Here is a 19,677-nt window from a genome sequence, read left to right as displayed (position 1 = left end):
CCGGCCATATCCATGGCCGATGGCGCAACCAAAGCCGCTCATCAGAGGGACGGCTGTCCCGTTACACCTTCAGCGTGCGCTCGCTGCTGCGTCCCCACAGGGGATTGATGATGGCGCGCGTCCCCCAGATCCCGGTGATCATGCTGGAGAGCAGACCCAGAATAAGGGTGATGGAGAAGCCCTGCAGCGGCCCGGAGCCGATGGAGTAGAGCACCACAGCACAGATGAGCGTAGTGATGTTGGCATCGAAAATGGTGTGGAAGGCCGAGCGATAGCCAAAATCGATGGCGTTGGCCAGTGAGCCTCCTTCTCGCAGACGGTCCCTGATCCGCTCGAAGATCAGCACATGGGTATCCACCGCCATACCCACCGTCAGCACCAGACCGGCGATCCCCGGCAGGGTCAGCACGGCGCCCGGCAGCACTGCCAGCATGCCGACCTGCATCAACAGGTTGGCGACCAGCGCCGTGATGGCAACCCAACCGAATTTGCGGTACCAGGCCATCATGAACAGCATCATGCCCGCCATGCCGAAGGCCAGCGCGGTGAAGCCCGCCTCGATATTCTGCATCCCCAGCGTCGGGCCAATACTGCGTTCTTCCAGGATCTTGAGAGGGGCGGTGAGGGCGCCGGCACGCAGCAGCATTGCCAGCTCTTGCGCCTCCGGCAGACTGCCAATGCCGGTGATGCGGAACTGGTTGCCAAGGGCGGTCTGGATGGTGGCGACGTTGATCACCTCGCTCTGGGCGCGTAGTTTGCCCTGAGCGTTGGTCTTGTACTCGGTGAAGACGGTTGCCATCGGCTTGCCCACATGCTGGCGGCTGAATTGGTTCATCTTGCTGCCACCCAGGGTGTCGAGCACGATATTGACCTGGGGTTGACCCATTTCGCCCATGTTGGCGCGGGCATCGACGATGTGCTCGCCGGTGAGTACCGGCTTGCGTGCCATGCCTACGGCCTGACCGTTGCGATCGGCGATATAGAAGTGGCTGTCGGCTTTGGCCTCGTAGAAGGCCAGCGAGGCGGTGGCCCCGATCACCTCTTTCGCCTGCTTGGGGTTGTGCACCCCAGGCAGTTCGATCCGGATGCCATCTTGGCCCTGACGCACCACTGAGGCCTCGACGATGCCGAGTTCGTTGATCCGTTTTTTCAGGATCGACAGGTTCTGGGTCACGGCGTTGTTGACCAGCAGGGTGCGCTCAGCATCGCTCAGCACCAGTTTCAGATCATTGCCGGAGCGGGTCAGCTTCCACTGATCCTGACGGGTACCAGCACTCTCCTTGATGATGGCGAGCCAGCTCTCTTGTTCGGCCACCTCCGGCAGGGTGACGGCTACGGCGCCTTGTGCCGTGCGCGTGACGCTGGCGCCGCGCAGATTGGCTTCACGGAAGCGGGTGCGCAGGGTATCCACCAGATTCTTGGTCTGATTGTCGATGACAAAGTCCACGTCCACCCCGATCAGCAGTTGGGAGCCGCCACGCAGATCCAGCCCCAGCTTGATGGGGTCGGCGCCGAGGCGGGTGATCCAGGTCGGCGCGTTGGAGTGAAATTCCAGGGTCAGGGCGGCACTGTCGCCCCCTTGCTGTTCCAGCAACTGCTTGGCGCGCTGCTGATCGCCCTGACTGGCAAAGACCAGCTCGACCCGCTCAGGTTGCTCAATGACCTTGACCGGGGTCAGGTGTTTGTCGCTCAGCAGCATCTGCTGCTGGGTGGTCAGGCGCTGCTGTCCGTGCAGGCCGAGGGAGGGCTGCTCACCGAAAAAGGTGGGCAGGGAGTAAAAGGTAAAGGTCAACAGCATCAACAGCAGCAGTGCGTACTGCCACTTGCTCATGCGGTTGAGAACGGTGCGATTGCTCTTTCTCATGGCAAACAAGCCTCTGTCAGGAGAATGGTGCCCGGGCCGATAGCAACAAGGCTCGGCAAGGCGCAAAAAATGGGATGCATCAGATGCGGATCAGGCTGCCGCCGGATCCGTCAGGAAGAGGAGATGAGCAAACAGTGGATGTGCCAGCCCCTCCGGGGTCAGGCGCTCAGATAGCTCTGGGTGAAGCGATATTGCAGATGTTGGCGCTGTAGATGGCGCCGATGGATCGCACCGAAGCGATCGCGAAAACTCTGTTTGTGATAGAGCTCGGGTGCCAGCATCAGCCAGCCGAGCAGCAACAGCAGGATGGCTTGGGCAGACCAGCTCTGGATCAGCTCGTAGACCACGCTGTTGGGCTGGTTGTCACTGCGCAGGGATTGTTCGAGACGCAGCAGGTGATTCTGATGGCTGCCGACAAATTTGATGATGCCATCATCGCTGTCGCTAAGCTGATTGAGCGCCTGACTCTGCTGCTGTTCACTCTGGGGAGATGCGGACAGCAGGGGGCCTTCCATTCGAGTGATGGAACAAAGCAGGGTGAGGGCGATAACCAGGGTTACCAGCACCAGTTTGGCTTTGTCGATAAGGCGCAAAAGTTAATTCCCGATAAATAGAAAGGGCAAACTACCACACGCGCCTGGTTTGAACAAGGCGGCCCCGAGCGCATGGCACCATTCGGTGCCGCTCGTCAGCTGCCGCTCATCTGCTTGAAGTCGCGGGCATAACCCTTGAGCAGGGAGTAGAGATGTGCCCGCTGGGAGATATCCAGCGACTGGCTCATGGCGCTCAGCCAGTTGACGGTACGCTGGCGCGACTGTTCGGTATAGCCGGTAAAGCGGCCATCCATCAGCCCATCCCCCTCGGCCAGCAGGTCAGTTAGCTCGCGGGTAAAGTCGGGACTCTGGCGCTGCTTCATCAGCCTGTCCAGCTCCTGGGTCCAGGACTCCTGAAACTCGAGCCAGGGGGGCATCAGCTCGTATTGCCATTCGGCCCACTGGGCCACCAGTGGTGCCTGTGCCGGTTTCACCTCGCCAATCCAGAACTCGAGCCGCTTGTTCATCTTGTCGCGAAACTCCGCCAGCATCTGCTCTTTGGGCTCAGTGGCAAAGTCCTTTTGCCGCTCCTGTTGCCGCTTGACCCGATCGGTCATAAAGCGGGCCACCTGCTCATCGGTCAGGGTGCGCGCCAGCCTGACCGCGCGGGGGATAGTATTTTCCAGCGTGCGGGTCAGGCTCTGCTGCACCGCATCGAGATTGGTCGAGATCTGCTCCGGCGTCATGGGGCTGGCCACCGCCTTGGCCAGCGCGTCGAGATCCTTGGCGTAGCGTGGCAGCTCGTGCTGGCGATGCCAGGCCATCAGCCCCTTCACTTCGCGGCTGAGCAGATCCTTTTGGGAGTAGGAGAGGGCGAAGTAGTCATCCAGTTGCCAGATGATGGCGGTATCGAGCCAATAGTAGATCACCCGGGTGGAGCAGCCGGTCAGCAGCAGGCCGATCAGCAGCAGACCCCAGGTTTTCGGCTTGTGCCAGCGCAACTTGTTTATCATCTGTTACTCCAGTCGTTGCCGGTTGATGGCGATCAGGGTGTCATAGTCGAGTGAGGGCTGTTGCTCTGCCATCAGCAGGGCCCAGAGCAGGCCGATATAGTCGACCCAGGGTAAAAATGCCTCGCTCTGAAAGTCGGGCCACAAGTGGCGCGGCAGGGCCTGCAGATAGTGCGCTTCCAGCGCGTCGCGCCGCTCGGCGGGCCACTCGTGGGTACGCTGGATGCTGGCGAGCTCAAAGCCGGGGTGACCTGCCGCGCCATACTCCCAGTCGATGACCCAGGGTTTGCTTCCCAACAAGTTAGCCGGATTGAGATCATGGTGGCAAGGGCGCCAGCAATCATTTGGTTCACTGCTGGCGAGCAAGCTCCGCTCCAGGGCGGGCAGCCAGGAGGGAATGTGGGCCAGTCTAGCGCGATAGCCTGCGGCGTGAGCCCGCACCGCCATCACCACCGCAGGTAGCGGCAGGCGATGGAGCTTGCGCAGCACCTCTGCCAGCAGATGGGGCTGATCGGCTTCCGGTGGCGCCGCGTGTACCCAGTTTGGCTCATCGCACCATTCGAGCAACATCAGACCGCTGGCGGGATCGCCATAGTGGCAGGGCAGCGCCAACCCTTCGGCCATCGCCCCCTGATAAAGCTGCCACTCGGTGGGGCGGTCGATGCCAAGGCGCACCGGGTCGGAGTGGCCCTGACGCAAAAAGTAACTGCGCCCCGAGGGGAGGCGCAGTCGATAGTTGCAGTTGGTCAGACCTAACCCGAGTGGTTCCAGCTGCCCCTCCCGCCAGGGGGCGGGCAGGCTGGCCAGTAGCGGATCACGGTTGCCTGTCACCGGGAGCTTGTTACCAGCCAAAGGTGGATTTCTTCGCCTGTTTGCGGATCTCTTTCTGATCGGCCCAGAGCAGTTCGCCGTTTTGCAGATCCATCAGGTTCATGGTCATCTGGTAGTAGACATCTTTCACCTTGCCATTGTCCTTGACGATGCTGGCGAGGTTGCCATAGACCATGTAGCGGGCACCGGTCTGCTTGCCCAGACGTACCATGGAGGCCGGGTCTACCATACCGCTGCTCTGCTGGTATTCGAGCTGCTGCTTGACGGCGGCCACCTTGCTCATGTCGACGAAGCGGAACTTGCCGGCCCGCAGCAACTTGGTGCGGATGGTATCGGTGATGGCTTCGGTATCGATGTGCTCGGAGGTCTTGTTGCGGATAGAGTCCATAAACATCACCGGACGACCGCCTGCGGTGATCTCGCTGGTGGCTGGCGACGCCAGCATGGAGTCTGCCATCTTGTCGGCGATGGCCTGCAGATCGCTTGAGCCGTAATCGACGGTGACGGTTTCAGTTTCAGTGGGATCGCCATAGCTGACGGTGGTGCTGGAGCAGCCGCCCAAGAGCAATGCAGAGGTCAATATCAGCAGGGCATGATTCATTTTCATCAGTAGGATTCCTCAATCACTTCGCGTACGTAAATCCGGTAACCCTGCGCCGCCGGGCTGGGCGCCAGGGCCGAAAGGGTGCGGGTCTGATAGCCATGCAGCTTGATGGGGGTCCAGCCGCGGCCATCGCTGGCGACCTCCTGACCGGCCTCATCATACCAATAGAAGATATATTGCAGCTTGTTATCGCCGCGCTGGGTGCTGGCGGCGGCTACATTGACCTGCAGCAGGCCATTTTGCTGGCGGCGGCTCAGCTCGGTCAGGGTGACGTTGACGTTTTGATGCTGCTCCAACGTGGGAGCACCGCCCGCCGGGCCATAGAGCGCCACGCCTGAGGTGTTGGTGGCGCAGCCGGTCAGCAGCAGCGCGAGCCCGAGGGCCAACCCGTATGCTTTCATCTTGCTCTCCTTAATCGGGGTGAGTGGGGCCGCGTGTGAGCCTGCCCGGTTAATTGTCTTGCTCATCTCTCTTCGCCATCTGCTCAGAGCGGCATCACCCGGGTGGTCAGACCGGCGCCAAGGCGCTGTACCCAGACCAGGGTGGTGCGTCCCTTGTGGATGGTGAGCGGCAATTGCCGCTGCGCTGCCCCCGCGCCCAGGGTGAGATTGATGTCACCTGCCAGCACCATCCCCTGCCAGCTCGATGCCTGAGCTGGCAGCGTCAGCCAGCTGCGGGTATCGGCCCGCTCCGAGAGGGTGTTGAAGATCCCCACCAGAATATTGCCCACATCCCCCCCCTCTTTGGCGGCGGTGCGGCGCATCTGCTCCTTGGCCACCAGTCGCAGCGCCTGGCGTGTCAGCATGCCGGGCAGCCGCTCCTGCAGATCTTTGGCGGCCAGCGCTTCCAGCCTGACCAGCTCGCTGGTCTGCTCGACCCGCTTGCCGACTTTCACCGTCAGCGGGCCGGTGTCGCTGGCCCGATTATCGTAATAGGGGATGGCCACGGTAAAGGTACGAAAATCGCCGCGAGAGGTGGAGATGGGCAGCGGCAGGAACAGTTCGCGCCGTGCCGGGATCAAACCATCTTCAAACAGCACCACCAGTTGGCCCTGATCTTTTGCAAGCGGCGGCGCTTTGCGGCCCACCTTTTTCTCTGTCTCGTGGATCTCGTCCGGTGAACCACGCAGCACTGCCAGTCGCAGCAAGGCATCCTGCAGGCTGCGGTTGTCCGGCGCTATCTGGTAGCCGCGCTGATAGTCGACCCAGGCGTCGTTGAGATCCCCAGCCGCCTCATAGAGCACGGCGGAAAAATAGAAGGTGTAGGCGTTCTGAAAACCGTTCTTGACCTTGCCGATCAACCGGTCGAGATCCGGTGCGCCGCGTGACATCAGCTGGCGCATCTCGCCTTCAGCCTCGGCCTCTTCGCTCTCATCCTTCGCCTTGCGTACCTCATCGGCGCGCCGTTTAAGCGCCTGCTCCTGCACCTGATTGGCCCGGCGTACTTCCACCAGGGCGCCATCGGCATCACCCCGTTGCAGGTAGTTGAGGGCCAGATAGTGGTGCAGCATGGTGCGTTCGTAATCGGGGGTGAGATAGGCCATCGACTGATCGTTGGTGAGCAGGCTGCCCACCTGATCGAGCCCGTGACTGAGCCGGTATTCGGCCTGATTGTCTTCCCACTGAAGTCGGCTGTCGGCGGCGGTGAACGCCTGCTTGCTGTCCGCATCTTGCCCTGCCAGCCAGGCAATGCGTCCCTGTTCGAGCCGAGCCAGCACAAAGGAGTCATCCCCAAGGGTCGAGTCACGCACCTCGGGCAGCGCCTCGTCGGCATGGCCCAGCAGCAGCTGGTTGCGCAGGGGCACCATCTGATCGGAGTAGGAGACGAACATATCCTGCCAGTGTGAGGCACAGCCTCCCAGCAAGACACTGGCCAGCATCAGGCCGGCCAGTCGAACGCGCGGGAGGATCACAGGCTGAGCAGCGGCCCCAGTGGCTGGCCGCCGACCAGATGCATGTGGATGTGGTAGACCTCCTGCCCGCCGTGGCGGTTGCAGTTCATGATGAGGCGATAACCATCTTCGGCGATGCCCGCCTCGCTGGCCAGCTTGCGGGCCACGGTGAACATCCGGCCAAGAGCCAGCTCATGCTCGGCTTCCACGTCGTTGACGGTGGGGATCAGGGTATTGGGGATGATCAGAATATGGGTCTTGGCCTTGGGGTGAATATCCCGGAATGCGGTGACCAGATCGTCTTGATACAGGATGTCAGCAGGGATCTCTTTACGGATGATTTTGCTGAAAATGGTTTCTTGCGCCATGGCTAACTCCCTTATATGAAAAAGAAAATCGAACTTGCACCCCAAGTGGCTCCCGAAAGGGGGCGAGCTGCGCGTCAAGTGTGACACAAGCCGAGATTTGACACAGCTGATGTCCCATTCCCTTCAGTTATTGTTAAGAATACCGATAGCCAGAGGGACGTCATCTGCATCACCTGTTCAGGGTTCTGCAGGGTATCAAAAGGACGGGGTACTCAGGCAAGGGACTTTTGCATATACAGCGGGACAATAATGAAACAAACAATGTCGGATCTCTCCATCTTGCAGCGAGTCTACCTTGGCTTCGCGATCCTGGTGGCCGTGATGGTGGCCAGTTCACTGCTCACATTTCGTAGCCAGGAGACTCTGGGGAACGCGCTGGAGCAGGTTACCCAGCAGTCGATGCCGCTGGTAATTGCCAGCAGTCAGACCCAGATCACCCTGCTCAGCGCCAACAAGTGGCTGGGGGATGTGCTCACCGAGCAGGATCCCAAACAGCTGCCGGCCGAAGTGGCCGAACTGAAACAGGCCAAGGCCGCGGTAGGCAAGAGTCTTGACGCCTTGCGCCAGCAGGTCGCCCACCACCCCGAGCTGCAAGGGGAGATGAGCACGCTCAGCCAGCAGGTCGACAGCTACCTGCAACTGACCGACACCCTGCCCGGCGAACACGAGGCACTGCTTACCCGGCTGCACAAGGTCAATCTGGCCAAGGGGCAGTTTCAGGTCAGTCTGCCCCAGTTCAAGAAGAGTCTGGGGGACATGATGGTCACCATCGACGACAGCTTTATCAAGATGCTCTCCGAGACCCTGACCACCAAGCTCTCCGCCATCGAACTCTCTACCATGGATGCCCTCAATCAGAGTATTCCCGCGCCCATTGAAGCCGCGCTCAAGCGCAACAGGATGCAGATTGAAGGGTTCAACAGCACCATCAAGGATCTGCAGGGGGAGCTCAAGGATTTCGATAACAACATGGGTCACTACGTCCATGGTTTCGTGCGCGATACGACCGCAAGCGAAGGCGTGCTCTCCCAGTATTTGGCGCTGATGAAGCAGCAGGAACAGATGCGGGAGAAGAGCAAGCAGGCCAGCGCGCTCATCGTGGCAATTCAGGATCGGCTTGAGCGGATCACTGCTCAGAGCCAGCAACTGATGAACCAGAGTATTCAGCATGCCAAAGCCGCACAGAGCCAGAGCACCCTGACTCAGGGCGCCAGCATAGCGGTTGCCATCCTGATCGCCATGCTGGTGGCTTATACCCTGGGCAAGGCCATTCGCCGTCCGCTCAGGGAGCTGCTGCGGGTGCTGACCGAAGTGACCCAGGGCGACATGACCCAGCGCATCGGTTTTCGCAGCAAGAACGAATTCGGCCAGCTGGGCAGCCAGATCAACTTGCTGATTGCCCAGATGGGGGAGGTGCTGGCGCAGCTTTCACAGGCGTCCGCCCAGCTTAACGATGCTGCTCACGGCAACCGCCATACCACCGAATCAGTGCGGGCGGATCTGGAGAAACAGCGGCAGGAGACCGCCTCGGTCGCCGCCGCCATGACCCAGATGGAGGCCTCGGTGCGGGAGGTGGCGCAGGCGGCCAACCAGACCCTGGAGCGGGTGCAGGATGTGGAGAAGGCCTCCGAGATGGGGCGTAAGGTGATGGCAGGCAATATCACCACCACTCATCAGCTGGCGGGCAAGCTGCAACAGACTGGCAAGGTGATTGGTGATGTGAGCAGCATGAGCAGCCAGATCGGCAACATCCTCGATGTTATTCGCGGCATCGCCGAGCAGACCAACCTGCTGGCCCTCAATGCGGCCATCGAAGCGGCGCGGGCCGGCGAGCAGGGGCGCGGTTTTGCGGTGGTGGCCGATGAGGTGCGCAGTCTGGCGGGTCGTACCGCCCAGTCCACCAGCGAGATCCAGACCATGATCGAGAACCTGCAGCAGGGGGTTGCCAAGGCAGTGACAGTAATGCAGGAGTGTTCTCGCGAGATGGACAGCTGCGTCGAGCAGAGCTCTCACGCCAACAACGCCATGGAGGAGGTGCAGGGGATTGTGGTGCTGATCAGCGACATGTCGAGCCAGATCGCCTCTGCTGCCGAGCAGCAGCAGGCCACCAGCGCCGACATCGCCACCAATCTCAACCGCATCTCCGATATCTCGGATCTCAACTATCAGGGGATTGAGCGGGTAGCCGAGACCAGCCAGCAGCTGGACTCCCTCGCCGAGCAGCAGGAGAGCCTGGTCAAGCGCTTCCGCCTCAGCGCCTGATGGTCGAGAGTTGAAACAACAAGGCCCCGCAGATGCGGGGCCTTCTCTTTATTGCTGCAGCGACAAGGGGATCAGGCGTAGGCAATCGCACCCTTGCCGACCCCTTCATAGGCGACAATCTTGACGAACTTGTCGCCCACTATATTCTTCACTTCGCGAGCAATGTAGCAGGCCAGCAGCTCGACCGTGGTGTCGGTGTCGATCATCTCCACCTCGGCGGTGGGGATGGCCAGCTGGAACAGCCCTTGCGGCGCCATATATTTGAAGCCGCAGTGATGCTCGCCAAGCTGGGCATTGGCGCGAGGGCTCAAAGCGAGCTCGGTCAGCGCCACCTTGTCCTCCTCGGTGCCGAGGTAGATATCGCCCCAGCGCTCGGCCCAGTTGAGCTCAAGCTCCTGGTCGCGCTCGCCATCGATGTGGATCTCGATGGGAGAGCGGTGGCCGTGGGCGATGCGCTGGCAGTTGCCATCGTGCTTTTTCAGGCCGTGGCTGTAGTGGTAGAAGGCACCGGTGATCGCCTCCTGACGCAGGGTCAGCGACAGATCCTTGATGTTGCCCGGCAGCCGTTTGGCCAGCACCGCCAGCAGGTAGCGGGTCACCGACTCTTTATCAACTTGCGGGGCAGGGATAAAGGCAAAGCCCTGGGATGGGCAGCGCAGATGGATGGAGCGACCCGGGCGCAGCAGATCCACTGTGCTTTCGTCACCATCCAGTGTCTCGACGTGGATCAGCGGGCACTCGGTCGGCACCAGCAGCTTGTGGTCCACCTCTTCATCAATGATCGACTTGATCAGCTTCTTTACCCGGCCAAAGTCCAGCAGCATGCTCATTTCGTTGAGCTCACCGCTCATTTCGATATCTACCAGCCAGCTCTCACCCACCATGCCGCGGCGTTCGCACAGGTAGCTGGAGTCGATCACGGTCAAATCTCTTACAAATAACTTCATCAGTCAGGCCTTGCTACAGAGAAAGGGCAGTTTTGCGCTATTATGACCCGCGATTATCGGCAAAGGAACTGGAACCCCCCATGAACAAACTGCTTATCAAGAATGCCACCTTGGTCAACGAAGGCCGCATCTATGCCTCCGATGTGTTGATCGAGGGGGAACGGATTGCCCGCATCGCCCCGGATATCGAGGCGCCCGATGCGCTGGTTATCGATGCCGCAGGTCGCCATCTCATCCCCGGAATGATCGATGATCAGGTCCACTTCCGGGAGCCGGGATTGACCCACAAGGGGACTATCGCCAGCGAATCCCGCGCCGCCGTCGCCGGTGGCACCACCAGTTTCATGGAAATGCCCAACGTCAATCCCCAGACCACCACCCTCGACGCCCTCGAAGCCAAATACCAGATCGCCGCCAACTCCTCCGTCGCCAACTACAGCTTCTATCTCGGCGCCACCAACGACAACCTCGAAGAGATCAAGCGTCTCGACCCCAAGCAGTCCTGCGGGGTCAAGGTGTTTATGGGCTCTTCGACCGGCAACATGCTGGTGGACAATCAGGAGACCCTGGCGGCCATCTTCCGCGAAAGTCCGGTGATGATCGTCACCCACTGCGAAGACACCCCGACCATCGCCAAGGCGGAAGAGGCGGCGCGGGCCAAGTGGGGCGAGAATGTGCCGATGGGCGAGCACGGCCGCATTCGCAGTGACGAGGCGTGCTACAAATCCTCCAGCATGGCGGTGGCGCTGGCGAAAAAATACGGTGCCAAGCTGCACGTGCTGCATCTGACCTCGGCCAAGGAGCTGTCGCTGTTTACCGCCAGCCACGACCTGAGCGAGCTGAAGGACAAGAACATCACCGCCGAGGTGTGCGTTCACCACCTCTTCTTCAATGATGCCGATTACGAGACCCAGGGCAGCCTGATCAAGTGCAACCCTGCGGTGAAGAGTGCTGCCGACCAGCAGGCACTGCTGGATGCGGTACGCAACGACGTGCTCGACATCATCGCCACCGACCACGCGCCCCACACCTGGGAAGAGAAGCAGAACAGCTACTTCAAGGCGCCGTCCGGTGTGCCGCTGGTGCAGCACTCTTTGCAGGCGCTGCTGGAGCTCTACCACAACGGCGTGTTTACCCTGGAGACCATCGTCAAGAAGACCTCCCACGCGGTAGCCGAGCGCTTCCAGGTGCAGGATCGCGGTTATATCCGCGAGGGGTATTTCGCCGATCTGGTGCTGCTGGATCTGGGCAAGCCCTATGTGGTCAACGATGACAACATCCTCTACCACTGTGGCTGGTCGCCCTTCAACGGCTACCGCTTCCACAGCACGGTGGAGATGACGCTGGTGAACGGCCAGATCGCCTGGCAAAACGGGCAGGTGACTGACCAGATCCTGGGCAAGCGGCTGACCTTTAACCGCTGATTGTTCGCAAAGCAGGCGAACGCACTGTGGCCGAGGAATTGGCGGCGTTTCCCTGTTGACATGGCTAGGTCATCTCCATAAACTCTGCCCCCGTCAGCCGAGCTGACTCCGTCGGTGTGTAGCGCAGCCAGGTAGCGCATCTGCATGGGGTGTAGAGGGTCGGAGGTTCGAATCCTCTCACACCGACCAAATTCCCCGATAAAGGCCTTGTCAAACGACAAGGCCTTTTCTTTTGCCTGCGATTTGCCGCACAGGCGTGAAGCCAGTGGTGATGCACGCGGGTCGCTGTTGGCGTGAGTCGATTGTGCAGCCACCGCGCTTTATGGTGTAGTAACGACTCTGTTGCTCATTTGCCTGGCGAGGCCTCTCGTGTCTGCATCCGTATCTAAACCCTGTTGTCTGCTGATGCTCACCCTGCTGCTGGTGGGCTGCGCCACCCCTTACGAGAGTGAAAAGTCATTCTGGAACGGCCAGACCGGTTTCTCCCAGACCCGGCTTGGCCCGGACAAATGGCAGCTGGAGTTTGTCGGCAACGATCTGGTGGACAGGGAGACCGCCCGCAAATATGTGCTCAAGCGGGCAGGGGAGCTGGCACAGGCAGAGGGTTACTCCTGGCTCAAGGTCGATGAGCTGCTCATTAACCGCGATGCCGTCAGGGTGACCCCATCACGGCCGATCTTCGGCTTTGACGAGGATGAGCCTGATCTCTTTATGGCCCAGATGCAGGTGCAGCATACCATCTCGGCGCTGCTCACTTTTCGCCTGTTGCCACGGGCACTCGATGAGCGAACTCTGAATGCGAAATATCTCGCAGAAATCAAAATAAGCAGCGATTAATATTGGTGGTTTGCAAGATCCATATCACATACACCTAATGGCAGGATAAAATTCTGGATAAAGCCTCTAGATTTACCCCCTGCTTTTAGGCATTCTCCCAGCATACCAGCCGCCAGGAATCAACGGCTCGGATCACAAAAACGGACTGTAGTGGCTCCCACGCCACTGTTTACGGCTTGCACCAATCAAAACCGGGACTCCCCCATGAAAATGAATAAACTGACGGTCGCCATCCTCATCTCCATGATGTTTGGCATCCTCACCGGCCAGGGCTATCGTATGTTTGCCGCAGATCAGGCTGCGGATTTCGCCAATAACATCACGATCCTGACCGATATCTTCCTGCGACTGATCAAGATGATCATCGCTCCCCTGGTCTTCACCACTCTGGTGGTCGGGATCGCCAAGATGGGCGACACCCGCACCGTGGGGCGTATCGGTGCCAAGACCCTCGGCTGGTTTATGCTGGCCTCCCTGATGTCCCTGAGTCTGGGTCTGGTGATGGTGACCCTGATGCAGCCGGGTGTGGGTCTTTCACTCTCCCTGCCCAATGACACCGCCAGCTCGGGCATTGCTGCCGGTGCCATTACCCTGAAAGATTTTGTGACCCACGCCATCCCCAAGAGCGTGGTAGAGGCGATGGCCACCAACGAGATCCTGCAGATCGTGGTCTTCTCCCTCTTCTTCGGTCTGGCTGCCGCCGCGCTCGGCGATCTGGCCAAGCCGGTAGTGGTGCTGATGGCCAGCGCTGCGGAGATCATGCTGAAAGTGACCGGTTATGTGATGAACTTTGCGCCATTCGCGGTATTTGGCGCCATCGCCGCCATGGTAGCCAAAGAGGGGTTGGGTATTCTGGTTACCTACGGCAGCTTTATGGCCCAGTTCTATATCGCGCTGGCCTGCCTCTGGCTGCTGCTGATCGCCATGGGCAGCGTTTTCCTGCGTGGTCGCGTCATCAAACTGTTGGCGATGATCCGCGAACCCATCCTGCTCGCTTTCTCGACCGCCAGCTCCGAAGCCGCCTATCCGAAGACCCTGGATCGTCTGGAGAAGTTCGGTTGTGACAAGCGCATCGCCAGCTTCGTGCTGCCGATGGGGTACTCCTTCAACCTCGATGGCTCCATGATGTACTGCACCTTCGCGGTGATGTTCATCGCCCAGGCGTATGGCATCGAGCTCTCCATGGCCCAGCAGATCACCATGCTGTTGCTGCTGATGGTCACCTCCAAGGGGATGGCCGGGGTACCGCGCGCCTCTCTGGTGGTGATTGCCGCGACCCTGAACCAGTTCCATATTCCGGAAGCTGGCATCCTGCTGCTGCTGGGGATCGACCATTTCCTCGATATGGGCCGCTCTGCCACCAACGTGCTGGGCAACGCCATCGCCGCCAGCGTGGTTGCCAAGACCGAAGACAGCTTGGGTGACACCGTCGCGCTGGGCGAGAGTGAGCCAGCCAAAGCCTGATCACAACGCCATGAAAAATAAACAACAACGGCCCGCTAAAGCGGGCCGTTGTTGTTTATGGCTCGTCTACACTGCTAGATAGTTTCCATCTGGAGTGTACGGTTATGAATATTGCTCGTCGACTGCAACTGATCGCGCTGCTGGTGATTCTGACGCTCATTTTTCTCAGTTGGTTCAGTATCAATCGCCTTGGGGCAGGCAACCGTGATTTGAGCTATGTGACGGACAATACGGTGCCGAGTATTTCCCTTATCAAGGAAGTCCAGGCCGATTTCTATGAGCTGCATTCGCATGTGCAGACTCATATCCTCAACACTGACAATAGCAAGATGCAGCAGATCGAAACGAATATTGCAGATATGCGTAAACAGATCAGCTCACTGTTGGATAAATACAAAAGCGATATGCTATCCAATGATGAAGATCGGCGCCTGACTGACGATGATCAACGCATTATTGCGCAATACTATCAGGCGATAGACAAGGTTCTGCTGCTTTCCAGCCAAAACAAGAATGATGAGGCAAGAGACGAGCTAGCAACGGAAGCCTCCAGACTGTTTGAAGAATTTGCCAAGGCAATCGAGCTTCACGTCAACTTCAATATGGATTTGGGACTGGCGCTCAAGAAGCAGGGCCAGGAGAACTACGACAACAGCCTGCAAACCCTGTTGCTTATCGCCGGTGGTGCCACCGTACTGACGATGGGGCTGTTTGTCTGGTTGTTCAATCAGGTGGCCAATCCCCTTCGCACCGCCATGGATACCCTGACCCGGATCCAGCGCGACCTCAACTTTACCCTCAGAGCGGATGTGAAACAGCAGGATGAGATTGGTCTGACCCTCAATGCGGTCAACCGGTTGCTCGATACGCTGCAACAGACATTTACCGAATTTTCCGTCGGCAGCTTGCAGATCAAGAGCACTGCCGAATCCCTCTCTCAAGCGGCGCAGCACCTCGCCAGCTCGGCCAGTCAGGCCAATGATGCTACCAGTCTGATCGCCGCCGGTGTGGAAGAGATGACTGTCAGCATCACAGATATCTCCCAGCGTACCCAGGAGACGAGCCGTATCACCAATGAGTCAGGGCAGCTGGCTAGCGAAGGAAGCAGAACCATAGATCGTACCGTTCATGCCATCAACGAGATCGCCGACTCCATTCGGCAGGCCTCGGCCGAGGTCATTGCGCTGGGTGAGGGCATTTCGCGCATTGGCGGTGTGGTCAACGTGATCCGTGATGTGGCGGGGCAGACCAACTTGCTGGCCTTGAACGCGGCCATTGAGGCGGCGAGGGCCGGGGAGTCCGGCCGTGGCTTTGCGGTGGTGGCAGATGAAGTGCGCAAACTGGCTGAGCGCACAGCCCAATCCACTCAGGAGATATCTGCCACTGTAGAGGCGATCCAGCAGGAGTCGAACAATACGGTCTCCCGCATGCATCTGGTGGAGGAGAAGGTGAGCCAGGGGGTCAACATGGCTACCGAGAGTGGCGCCATTATTGCCGAAATCCGCAGTGCGTCGCACCGGGTGATGGAGCAGGTGGGCGAGATCACCAATGCCATCCGCGAGCAGAGTTCGGCCGCCGAGTCGATCGCTCATCAGGTAGAGCAGATTGCTCAGGTCGTGCAGCAAACCAGCAGCACAGCGGAGGAGACCTCAGCCGCAGCCGAGGAGCTCAATGTCACCACCGAGAGCATCCACCAGCAGATATCCCGCTATCGCATTCAGTAACGCCGAGAGTTGTTATCCATACGCTATCCCCGCCAGCCAGCTGGCGGGGATTTTTTATATGGCCTGCTTAGAAGCCTGAGCCCGGTTGCTGCAAAAATGTCGCCTCTTCCGGTGTGCTGGTGCGACCCAGAATGTCGTTGCGGTGGGGGAAGCGGCCAAAGCGTTCGATGATCACCTGATGGCGGCGGGCAAAGTCGGCAAATCCGGCAAAGGTCGCCTGCGCCGGTGTGCCAGCTTGCTCGGCAGCCAGTGCCTCGAACAGCGCCACACTTCTGGCCTGTTGTTCGCGGGATTCGGCATGCTCCAGCGGCAGATAGAAGAAGACCCGCTCCAGTGGTGAGAGGGATTTGTCCGCCCCGATGGACAGCCCTTTCAGGCAGAGATCCCGTGCCAGCGGATCCCGGGCAAAGGCTGCAGGCGTGCCGCGATGGATATTGCGGGGCAACTGGTCGAGCAGCAGGATCAGCGCCAGCCGACCGCTGGGGAGATCGGCCCAGTGGGCGAGACTGCCCTTGGCTGCGGCCTCTGCCAGCTCGCCAAAGCGGCTGGCCAGCAGGGCATCCGTTTCGCTGCTTTTTCCCCACCAGAGCGGGGCTTGCCGTGTGGCCCGCAGGACGTCATCGGCTTCGTTGCCAAACCAGAGAGCGAGCAGAGATTGCCAGGGTTGCATGGGAACTCCTTGAGGTGATTCAGAGGGAACCAGGAACAAATGGCTCAGGGGTGCTGCCGAAACGGCGGCTTCTCGTTACACTGTGCCATCTTTTGCCCGAAAGACGTAACCCCCGATGGTGAGCGCCGGATTCTTGGCGCGGCCGATGATGGCCTGCGATCGCCATGAGGTGGTCCTGTTGACCCTGGTGGTTATCGGGACGTACACCTCTCTCCCGGGGTTGTTCTCACTGATATAAGGAAGCTTTGATATGGCCGGAACCAGTTTGTTGGCCCTGCTCGATGATATCGCCAGCGTGCTTGATGACGTGGCGCTGATGACCAAGGTCGTGGTGAACAAGCGCGAGACATTTTTCGGGAAGACGTTTCTCACTGATATAAGGGATCTTTGATATGGCTGGAACCAGTTTGTTGGCCCTGCTCGACGATATCGCCAGCGTGCTTGATGACGTGGCGCTGATGACCAAGATGGCGGCGAAGAAGACCGCCGGGGTATTGGGGGATGATCTGGCCCTCAACGCGGAGCAGGTTTCCGGAGTGCGTGCCGAGCGGGAGCTGCCGGTGGTGTGGGCGGTGGCCAAAGGCTCATTTCGCAACAAGCTGATTCTGGTGCCCGCCGCCATCGCCATCAGTGCCCTGGTGCCCTGGCTTATCACGCCACTCTTGATGCTGGGAGGCGCCTACCTCTGCTTTGAGGGGGCCGAGAAGCTGGCCCACAAGTTCCTGCCTCATGAAGTGAGCGAAGGTGAGGCACACACAGCTCCTATTCCCGATGATCTGGTCGCCTTCGAGCAGCAGAAGGTAAAAGGGGCGATCCGCACCGATTTTATTCTCTCTGCCGAGATCATCGTCATCGCTCTTGGCACGGTACAGGGAGCAAGCCTCGTGCTGCAGCTATCGGTGGTGGCGGGCATCGCCCTGCTGATGACCATCGGGGTCTACGGGTTGGTGGGGCTGATCGTCAAGCTCGATGACATCGGTCTGCATCTGCTGCAAAAGCCCGATGGCAGCGCCTTGCGCCGCGCTGTGGGGCAGGGACTGTTGGTGACGGCGCCTCGTCTGATGCACCTGCTGGCACTGGTCGGCACCATCGCCATGTTTATGGTGGGCGGCGGCATTCTGGTGCATGGCTGGCCCTTTGCCCATCACCTGATTGAAGGTGCAGCCGCTGTAGTCGCCACCCTGCCCACAGCAGGTGCCGTACTGGCGGCGGTGACGCCGACGCTGCTCAACGCCGTGGCCGGTGTGGTGGCGGGTCTGCTGCTGGTTGCCGTGATGACGCTGGTGAGCCGTCTCGCCCCGGCCAAGGGATAAGCGAGCTTGCGGGCCATTGTCTCTTTTTTCCTCTCTTCATTTTTTGGCCTTCGGGTTGCCCGGTTTCGGACTTGCTGCCCGCAGGTCTGCTGCGCCTCCCGATAAAGGCCTTTGCGAGAAGCTATGTATCAACAACAGTGGAATAACGACCATATCTACCCGGGCCTCGACAGCCCAGAGCTGGAAGCGGACATGCGCGCCGCCCGCCACGCGCTGGAGGAGCTGACCAGCTATATGGCGGGTCTGGACATGGTGCGCGGTGATGACGCTGCACTGCTGGATTTCTTGCGGGAAGTGCGGCTGCGCGCCCGTGATATTCGCCATATCGGCTGGAACGTCGCCATTCTGGCCGCATGCCGCGGCAGTCAGGATGCGCGGGATCCGCAGGCCAAACAGTTGGCGTCCCGTGCCCGCGCCCTTAATGCCGATCTGTTCAAGACGCTGGCGCCGGTGGAAGATCTGATGCTGGCCTTGCCGGAAGAGGAATTCGCCGCGCTGATGGCGGATCCGCTACTAGGCGAGGAGGCGTTCCGCCTGCGCCACGAGCGTCGTTTGCAGGATCAGCGCCTGCCGGTGGCGGCAGAGCAGCTGGTGATTGGTCTGGGCACCGATGGCCTGCACGCCTGGGGCAACCTCTACAACGATCTGGTGGGCAAGATCCGCTTGACCATTGATGGCCGCGAGATGGGGCTGGCCGAGGCGAGCAATCTGCTCTCCAGCCCGATACGTGCGCTGCGTTTAGAAGCCTTTGATGCCATCAGCGCCGGTTGGGAAGGTGAGCAGGAGACGGTTGCCGCTATCCTCAATGCCCTCAACGGCTGGCGGCTGGAGCTGGCCCGTCAGCGTGGCAAAACCCGTGTGCTCGATGCGCTGGATCTCTCCTGCCACCAGAGCCATATCGAGCGTGCCACCCTCGATGCCCTGATGAGCGAAACCTGGCGAGCCCGTGGGTTGGGCCAGCGGGCGCTGGAGCTGATGGCCGAGTGCCTTGGTCTCGACGATCTGGGGCCGGAGGATCTCTTTGCGCCGCCGCCAGCTGCCAGCAGCCGCGACATTCCTTTTGATGAGGCGATCGAGTTGATTGCCGATGCCTTTAGCCGTTTCGATCCCGAGATGGGGGCGTTTGCCCGCATGATGGCCGAGAAGGGGTGGATTGATGCGGCCCCCACGCCAAATCGCCGCACCGGCGCCTACTGCACCAAGTTTGCCGAACCGGTCGAGCCGCGGGTCTTCGTCACCTATGCCGGCACTATGGACAACGTCATTACGCTGGCCCATGAGCTGGGCCACGCCTGGCACAACTGGGTCATTCGCGATCTGCCGATGAGTCAGCGCAGCTATCCCATGACGCTGGCGGAGACGGCCTCCATCTTCGCCGAAACCCTGGTGCGCAGCGCCCTGTTCGAGCAGGCGCAAAGCCCGGAAGAGCAGCTGGCCATCGCCTGGGCCGAGGCCGACGGCGCAGCCACCTTCCTGGTCAATATCCCGGCTCGCTTCGATTTCGAGCAGGCGCTGGTGGCCGAGCGGGCGCAGGGTTATGTGCCGGCAGAGCGACTCAAGGCACTGACCGACGAGGCGTGGGGACGCTGGTATGAGGGGAGCCTGACCCGCTATCACCCCATGTTCTGGGCGGCCAAGGCGCACTTCTCCATCCCAGGGCTGGGCTTTTACAACTACCCCTATCTGTTTGGTTATCTGTTTAGCCTCGGGGTCTATCAGCAGTTGATGAGCCGCAAGGCGGCGGGGGAAGAGGGAGTGGCCGAGGCGTATCGCGCCTTGCTGCGCGATACCGGCCGGATGAGCGCCGAAGATCTGGTAGCCAAGCATCTGGGGCAGGATATCCGTGAGGCCGCTTTCTGGCAGGGGAGTCTGGCACAAGTAGCGCAGGCGGTAGAGCGCTTCGCGCAGTTGCCTGCCTGATTGGGTCAGCGGTGA

Annotated in this window: 18 protein-coding genes and 1 tRNA gene; 9 read left to right on the top strand and 10 right to left on the bottom strand. The window is 60.1% G+C overall.

The genetic code is table 11. The features are described 5' to 3' along the window. Window positions 1-61: 61 nt before the first annotated feature. The 8 genes from secD to hinT all read right to left on the bottom strand — a co-directional run bounded on the left by secD (window position 62) and on the right by hinT (window position 7,101). Window positions 62-1,864 carry a protein translocase subunit SecD gene (secD, locus tag G5171_RS09460; RefSeq protein WP_421260089.1) on the bottom strand — a complete coding sequence of 601 codons (1,803 nt, stop codon included), beginning with the start codon at window positions 1,862-1,864 and terminating at the stop codon, window positions 62-64. A 158-nt stretch (window positions 1,865-2,022) separates the two neighbouring features. Next, a complete protein-coding gene (locus G5171_RS09455; RefSeq protein ID WP_005344628.1) occupies window positions 2,023-2,457 on the bottom strand; it encodes a hypothetical protein in 435 nt (144 codons plus the stop codon). A 95-nt stretch (window positions 2,458-2,552) separates the two neighbouring features. Beyond that, window positions 2,553-3,410, bottom strand: coding sequence for a DUF6279 family lipoprotein (locus G5171_RS09450; RefSeq protein WP_421260088.1), 858 nt, complete (start codon window positions 3,408-3,410; stop codon window positions 2,553-2,555). Window positions 3,411-3,413: 3 nt separating this feature from the next. Further along, window positions 3,414-4,259: a phosphotransferase gene (locus tag G5171_RS09445; RefSeq protein WP_421260087.1), complete on the bottom strand. Its 846-nt coding sequence runs from the start codon at window positions 4,257-4,259 to the stop codon at window positions 3,414-3,416. Next, window positions 4,249-4,845 (bottom strand): penicillin-binding protein activator LpoB, encoded by a 597-nt coding sequence (gene lpoB, locus G5171_RS09440; protein ID WP_005334041.1) that lies wholly within the window; start codon window positions 4,843-4,845, stop codon window positions 4,249-4,251. Before lpoB ends, G5171_RS09445 begins: the two co-directional genes overlap by 11 nt. Continuing rightward, window positions 4,845-5,243, bottom strand: a complete 399-nt coding sequence (locus tag G5171_RS09435; protein WP_005334038.1) for a YcfL family protein — start codon at window positions 5,241-5,243, stop codon at window positions 4,845-4,847. Before G5171_RS09435 ends, lpoB begins: the two co-directional genes overlap by 1 nt. Window positions 5,244-5,326: 83 nt before the next feature. After that, window positions 5,327-6,721: a COG3014 family protein gene (locus G5171_RS09430; protein WP_421260086.1), complete on the bottom strand. Its 1,395-nt coding sequence runs from the start codon at window positions 6,719-6,721 to the stop codon at window positions 5,327-5,329. A gap of 29 nt (window positions 6,722-6,750) precedes the next feature. Next, entirely contained in the window at window positions 6,751-7,101 is a 351-nt protein-coding gene (hinT, locus tag G5171_RS09425; protein ID WP_421260085.1) for a purine nucleoside phosphoramidase, read from the bottom strand. Window positions 7,102-7,350: 249 nt separating this feature from the next. Between hinT and G5171_RS09420 the strand changes: the two genes are divergently transcribed. Next, window positions 7,351-9,363, top strand: coding sequence for a methyl-accepting chemotaxis protein (locus tag G5171_RS09420; protein ID WP_005344641.1), 2,013 nt, complete (start codon window positions 7,351-7,353; stop codon window positions 9,361-9,363). Between the two features lie 71 nt (window positions 9,364-9,434). Here G5171_RS09420 and G5171_RS09415 read toward each other — a convergent pair whose 3' ends face one another. Beyond that, entirely contained in the window at window positions 9,435-10,310 is an 876-nt protein-coding gene (locus tag G5171_RS09415) for a 6-pyruvoyl trahydropterin synthase family protein (protein ID WP_180342922.1), read from the bottom strand. A gap of 80 nt (window positions 10,311-10,390) precedes the next feature. Here G5171_RS09415 and G5171_RS09410 point away from each other — a divergent pair, with 80 nt between their 5' ends. The 5 genes from G5171_RS09410 (at window position 10,391) to G5171_RS09390 (ending at window position 15,759) form a co-directional block, all read left to right on the top strand. After that, on the top strand, window positions 10,391-11,734 hold the full coding sequence (locus G5171_RS09410) for a dihydroorotase (protein ID WP_042053202.1): 1,344 nt from the start codon (window positions 10,391-10,393) through the stop codon (window positions 11,732-11,734). A gap of 112 nt (window positions 11,735-11,846) precedes the next feature. Next, a tRNA-Pro gene (locus tag G5171_RS09405) sits at window positions 11,847-11,923 on the top strand. Between the two features lie 216 nt (window positions 11,924-12,139). Then, window positions 12,140-12,571, top strand: coding sequence for a CC0125/CC1285 family lipoprotein (locus G5171_RS09400; RefSeq protein WP_421251243.1), 432 nt, complete (start codon window positions 12,140-12,142; stop codon window positions 12,569-12,571). A 204-nt stretch (window positions 12,572-12,775) separates the two neighbouring features. Further along, a complete protein-coding gene (locus G5171_RS09395) occupies window positions 12,776-14,035 on the top strand; it encodes a dicarboxylate/amino acid:cation symporter (RefSeq protein ID WP_421202613.1) in 1,260 nt (419 codons plus the stop codon). Window positions 14,036-14,139: 104 nt separating this feature from the next. Continuing rightward, a complete protein-coding gene (locus tag G5171_RS09390) occupies window positions 14,140-15,759 on the top strand; it encodes a methyl-accepting chemotaxis protein (RefSeq protein ID WP_421213327.1) in 1,620 nt (539 codons plus the stop codon). 67 nt (window positions 15,760-15,826) lie between these two features. Here G5171_RS09390 and G5171_RS09385 read toward each other — a convergent pair whose 3' ends face one another. Beyond that, window positions 15,827-16,429: a DUF924 family protein gene (locus G5171_RS09385; RefSeq protein WP_421213329.1), complete on the bottom strand. Its 603-nt coding sequence runs from the start codon at window positions 16,427-16,429 to the stop codon at window positions 15,827-15,829. 250 nt (window positions 16,430-16,679) lie between these two features. Here G5171_RS09385 and G5171_RS09380 point away from each other — a divergent pair, with 250 nt between their 5' ends. From G5171_RS09380 to G5171_RS09370, 3 genes are all read left to right on the top strand, one after another. After that, window positions 16,680-16,820 (top strand): hypothetical protein, encoded by a 141-nt coding sequence (locus G5171_RS09380; RefSeq protein ID WP_021231002.1) that lies wholly within the window; start codon window positions 16,680-16,682, stop codon window positions 16,818-16,820. A 1-nt stretch (window position 16,821) separates the two neighbouring features. Further along, on the top strand, window positions 16,822-17,742 hold the full coding sequence (locus G5171_RS09375; protein WP_421260084.1) for a DUF808 domain-containing protein: 921 nt from the start codon (window positions 16,822-16,824) through the stop codon (window positions 17,740-17,742). 123 nt (window positions 17,743-17,865) lie between these two features. After that, window positions 17,866-19,662: a M3 family oligoendopeptidase gene (locus tag G5171_RS09370; RefSeq protein WP_421260083.1), complete on the top strand. Its 1,797-nt coding sequence runs from the start codon at window positions 17,866-17,868 to the stop codon at window positions 19,660-19,662. Window positions 19,663-19,677 lie beyond the last annotated feature (15 nt).

The organism is Aeromonas sp. 600774 (assembly GCF_049175075.1).
Lineage (GTDB): Bacteria > Pseudomonadota > Gammaproteobacteria > Enterobacterales > Aeromonadaceae > Aeromonas > Aeromonas veronii_A.
Note: the sequence above shows the minus strand (reverse complement) of the source record. Positions and strands in the feature narration are given on the sequence as shown.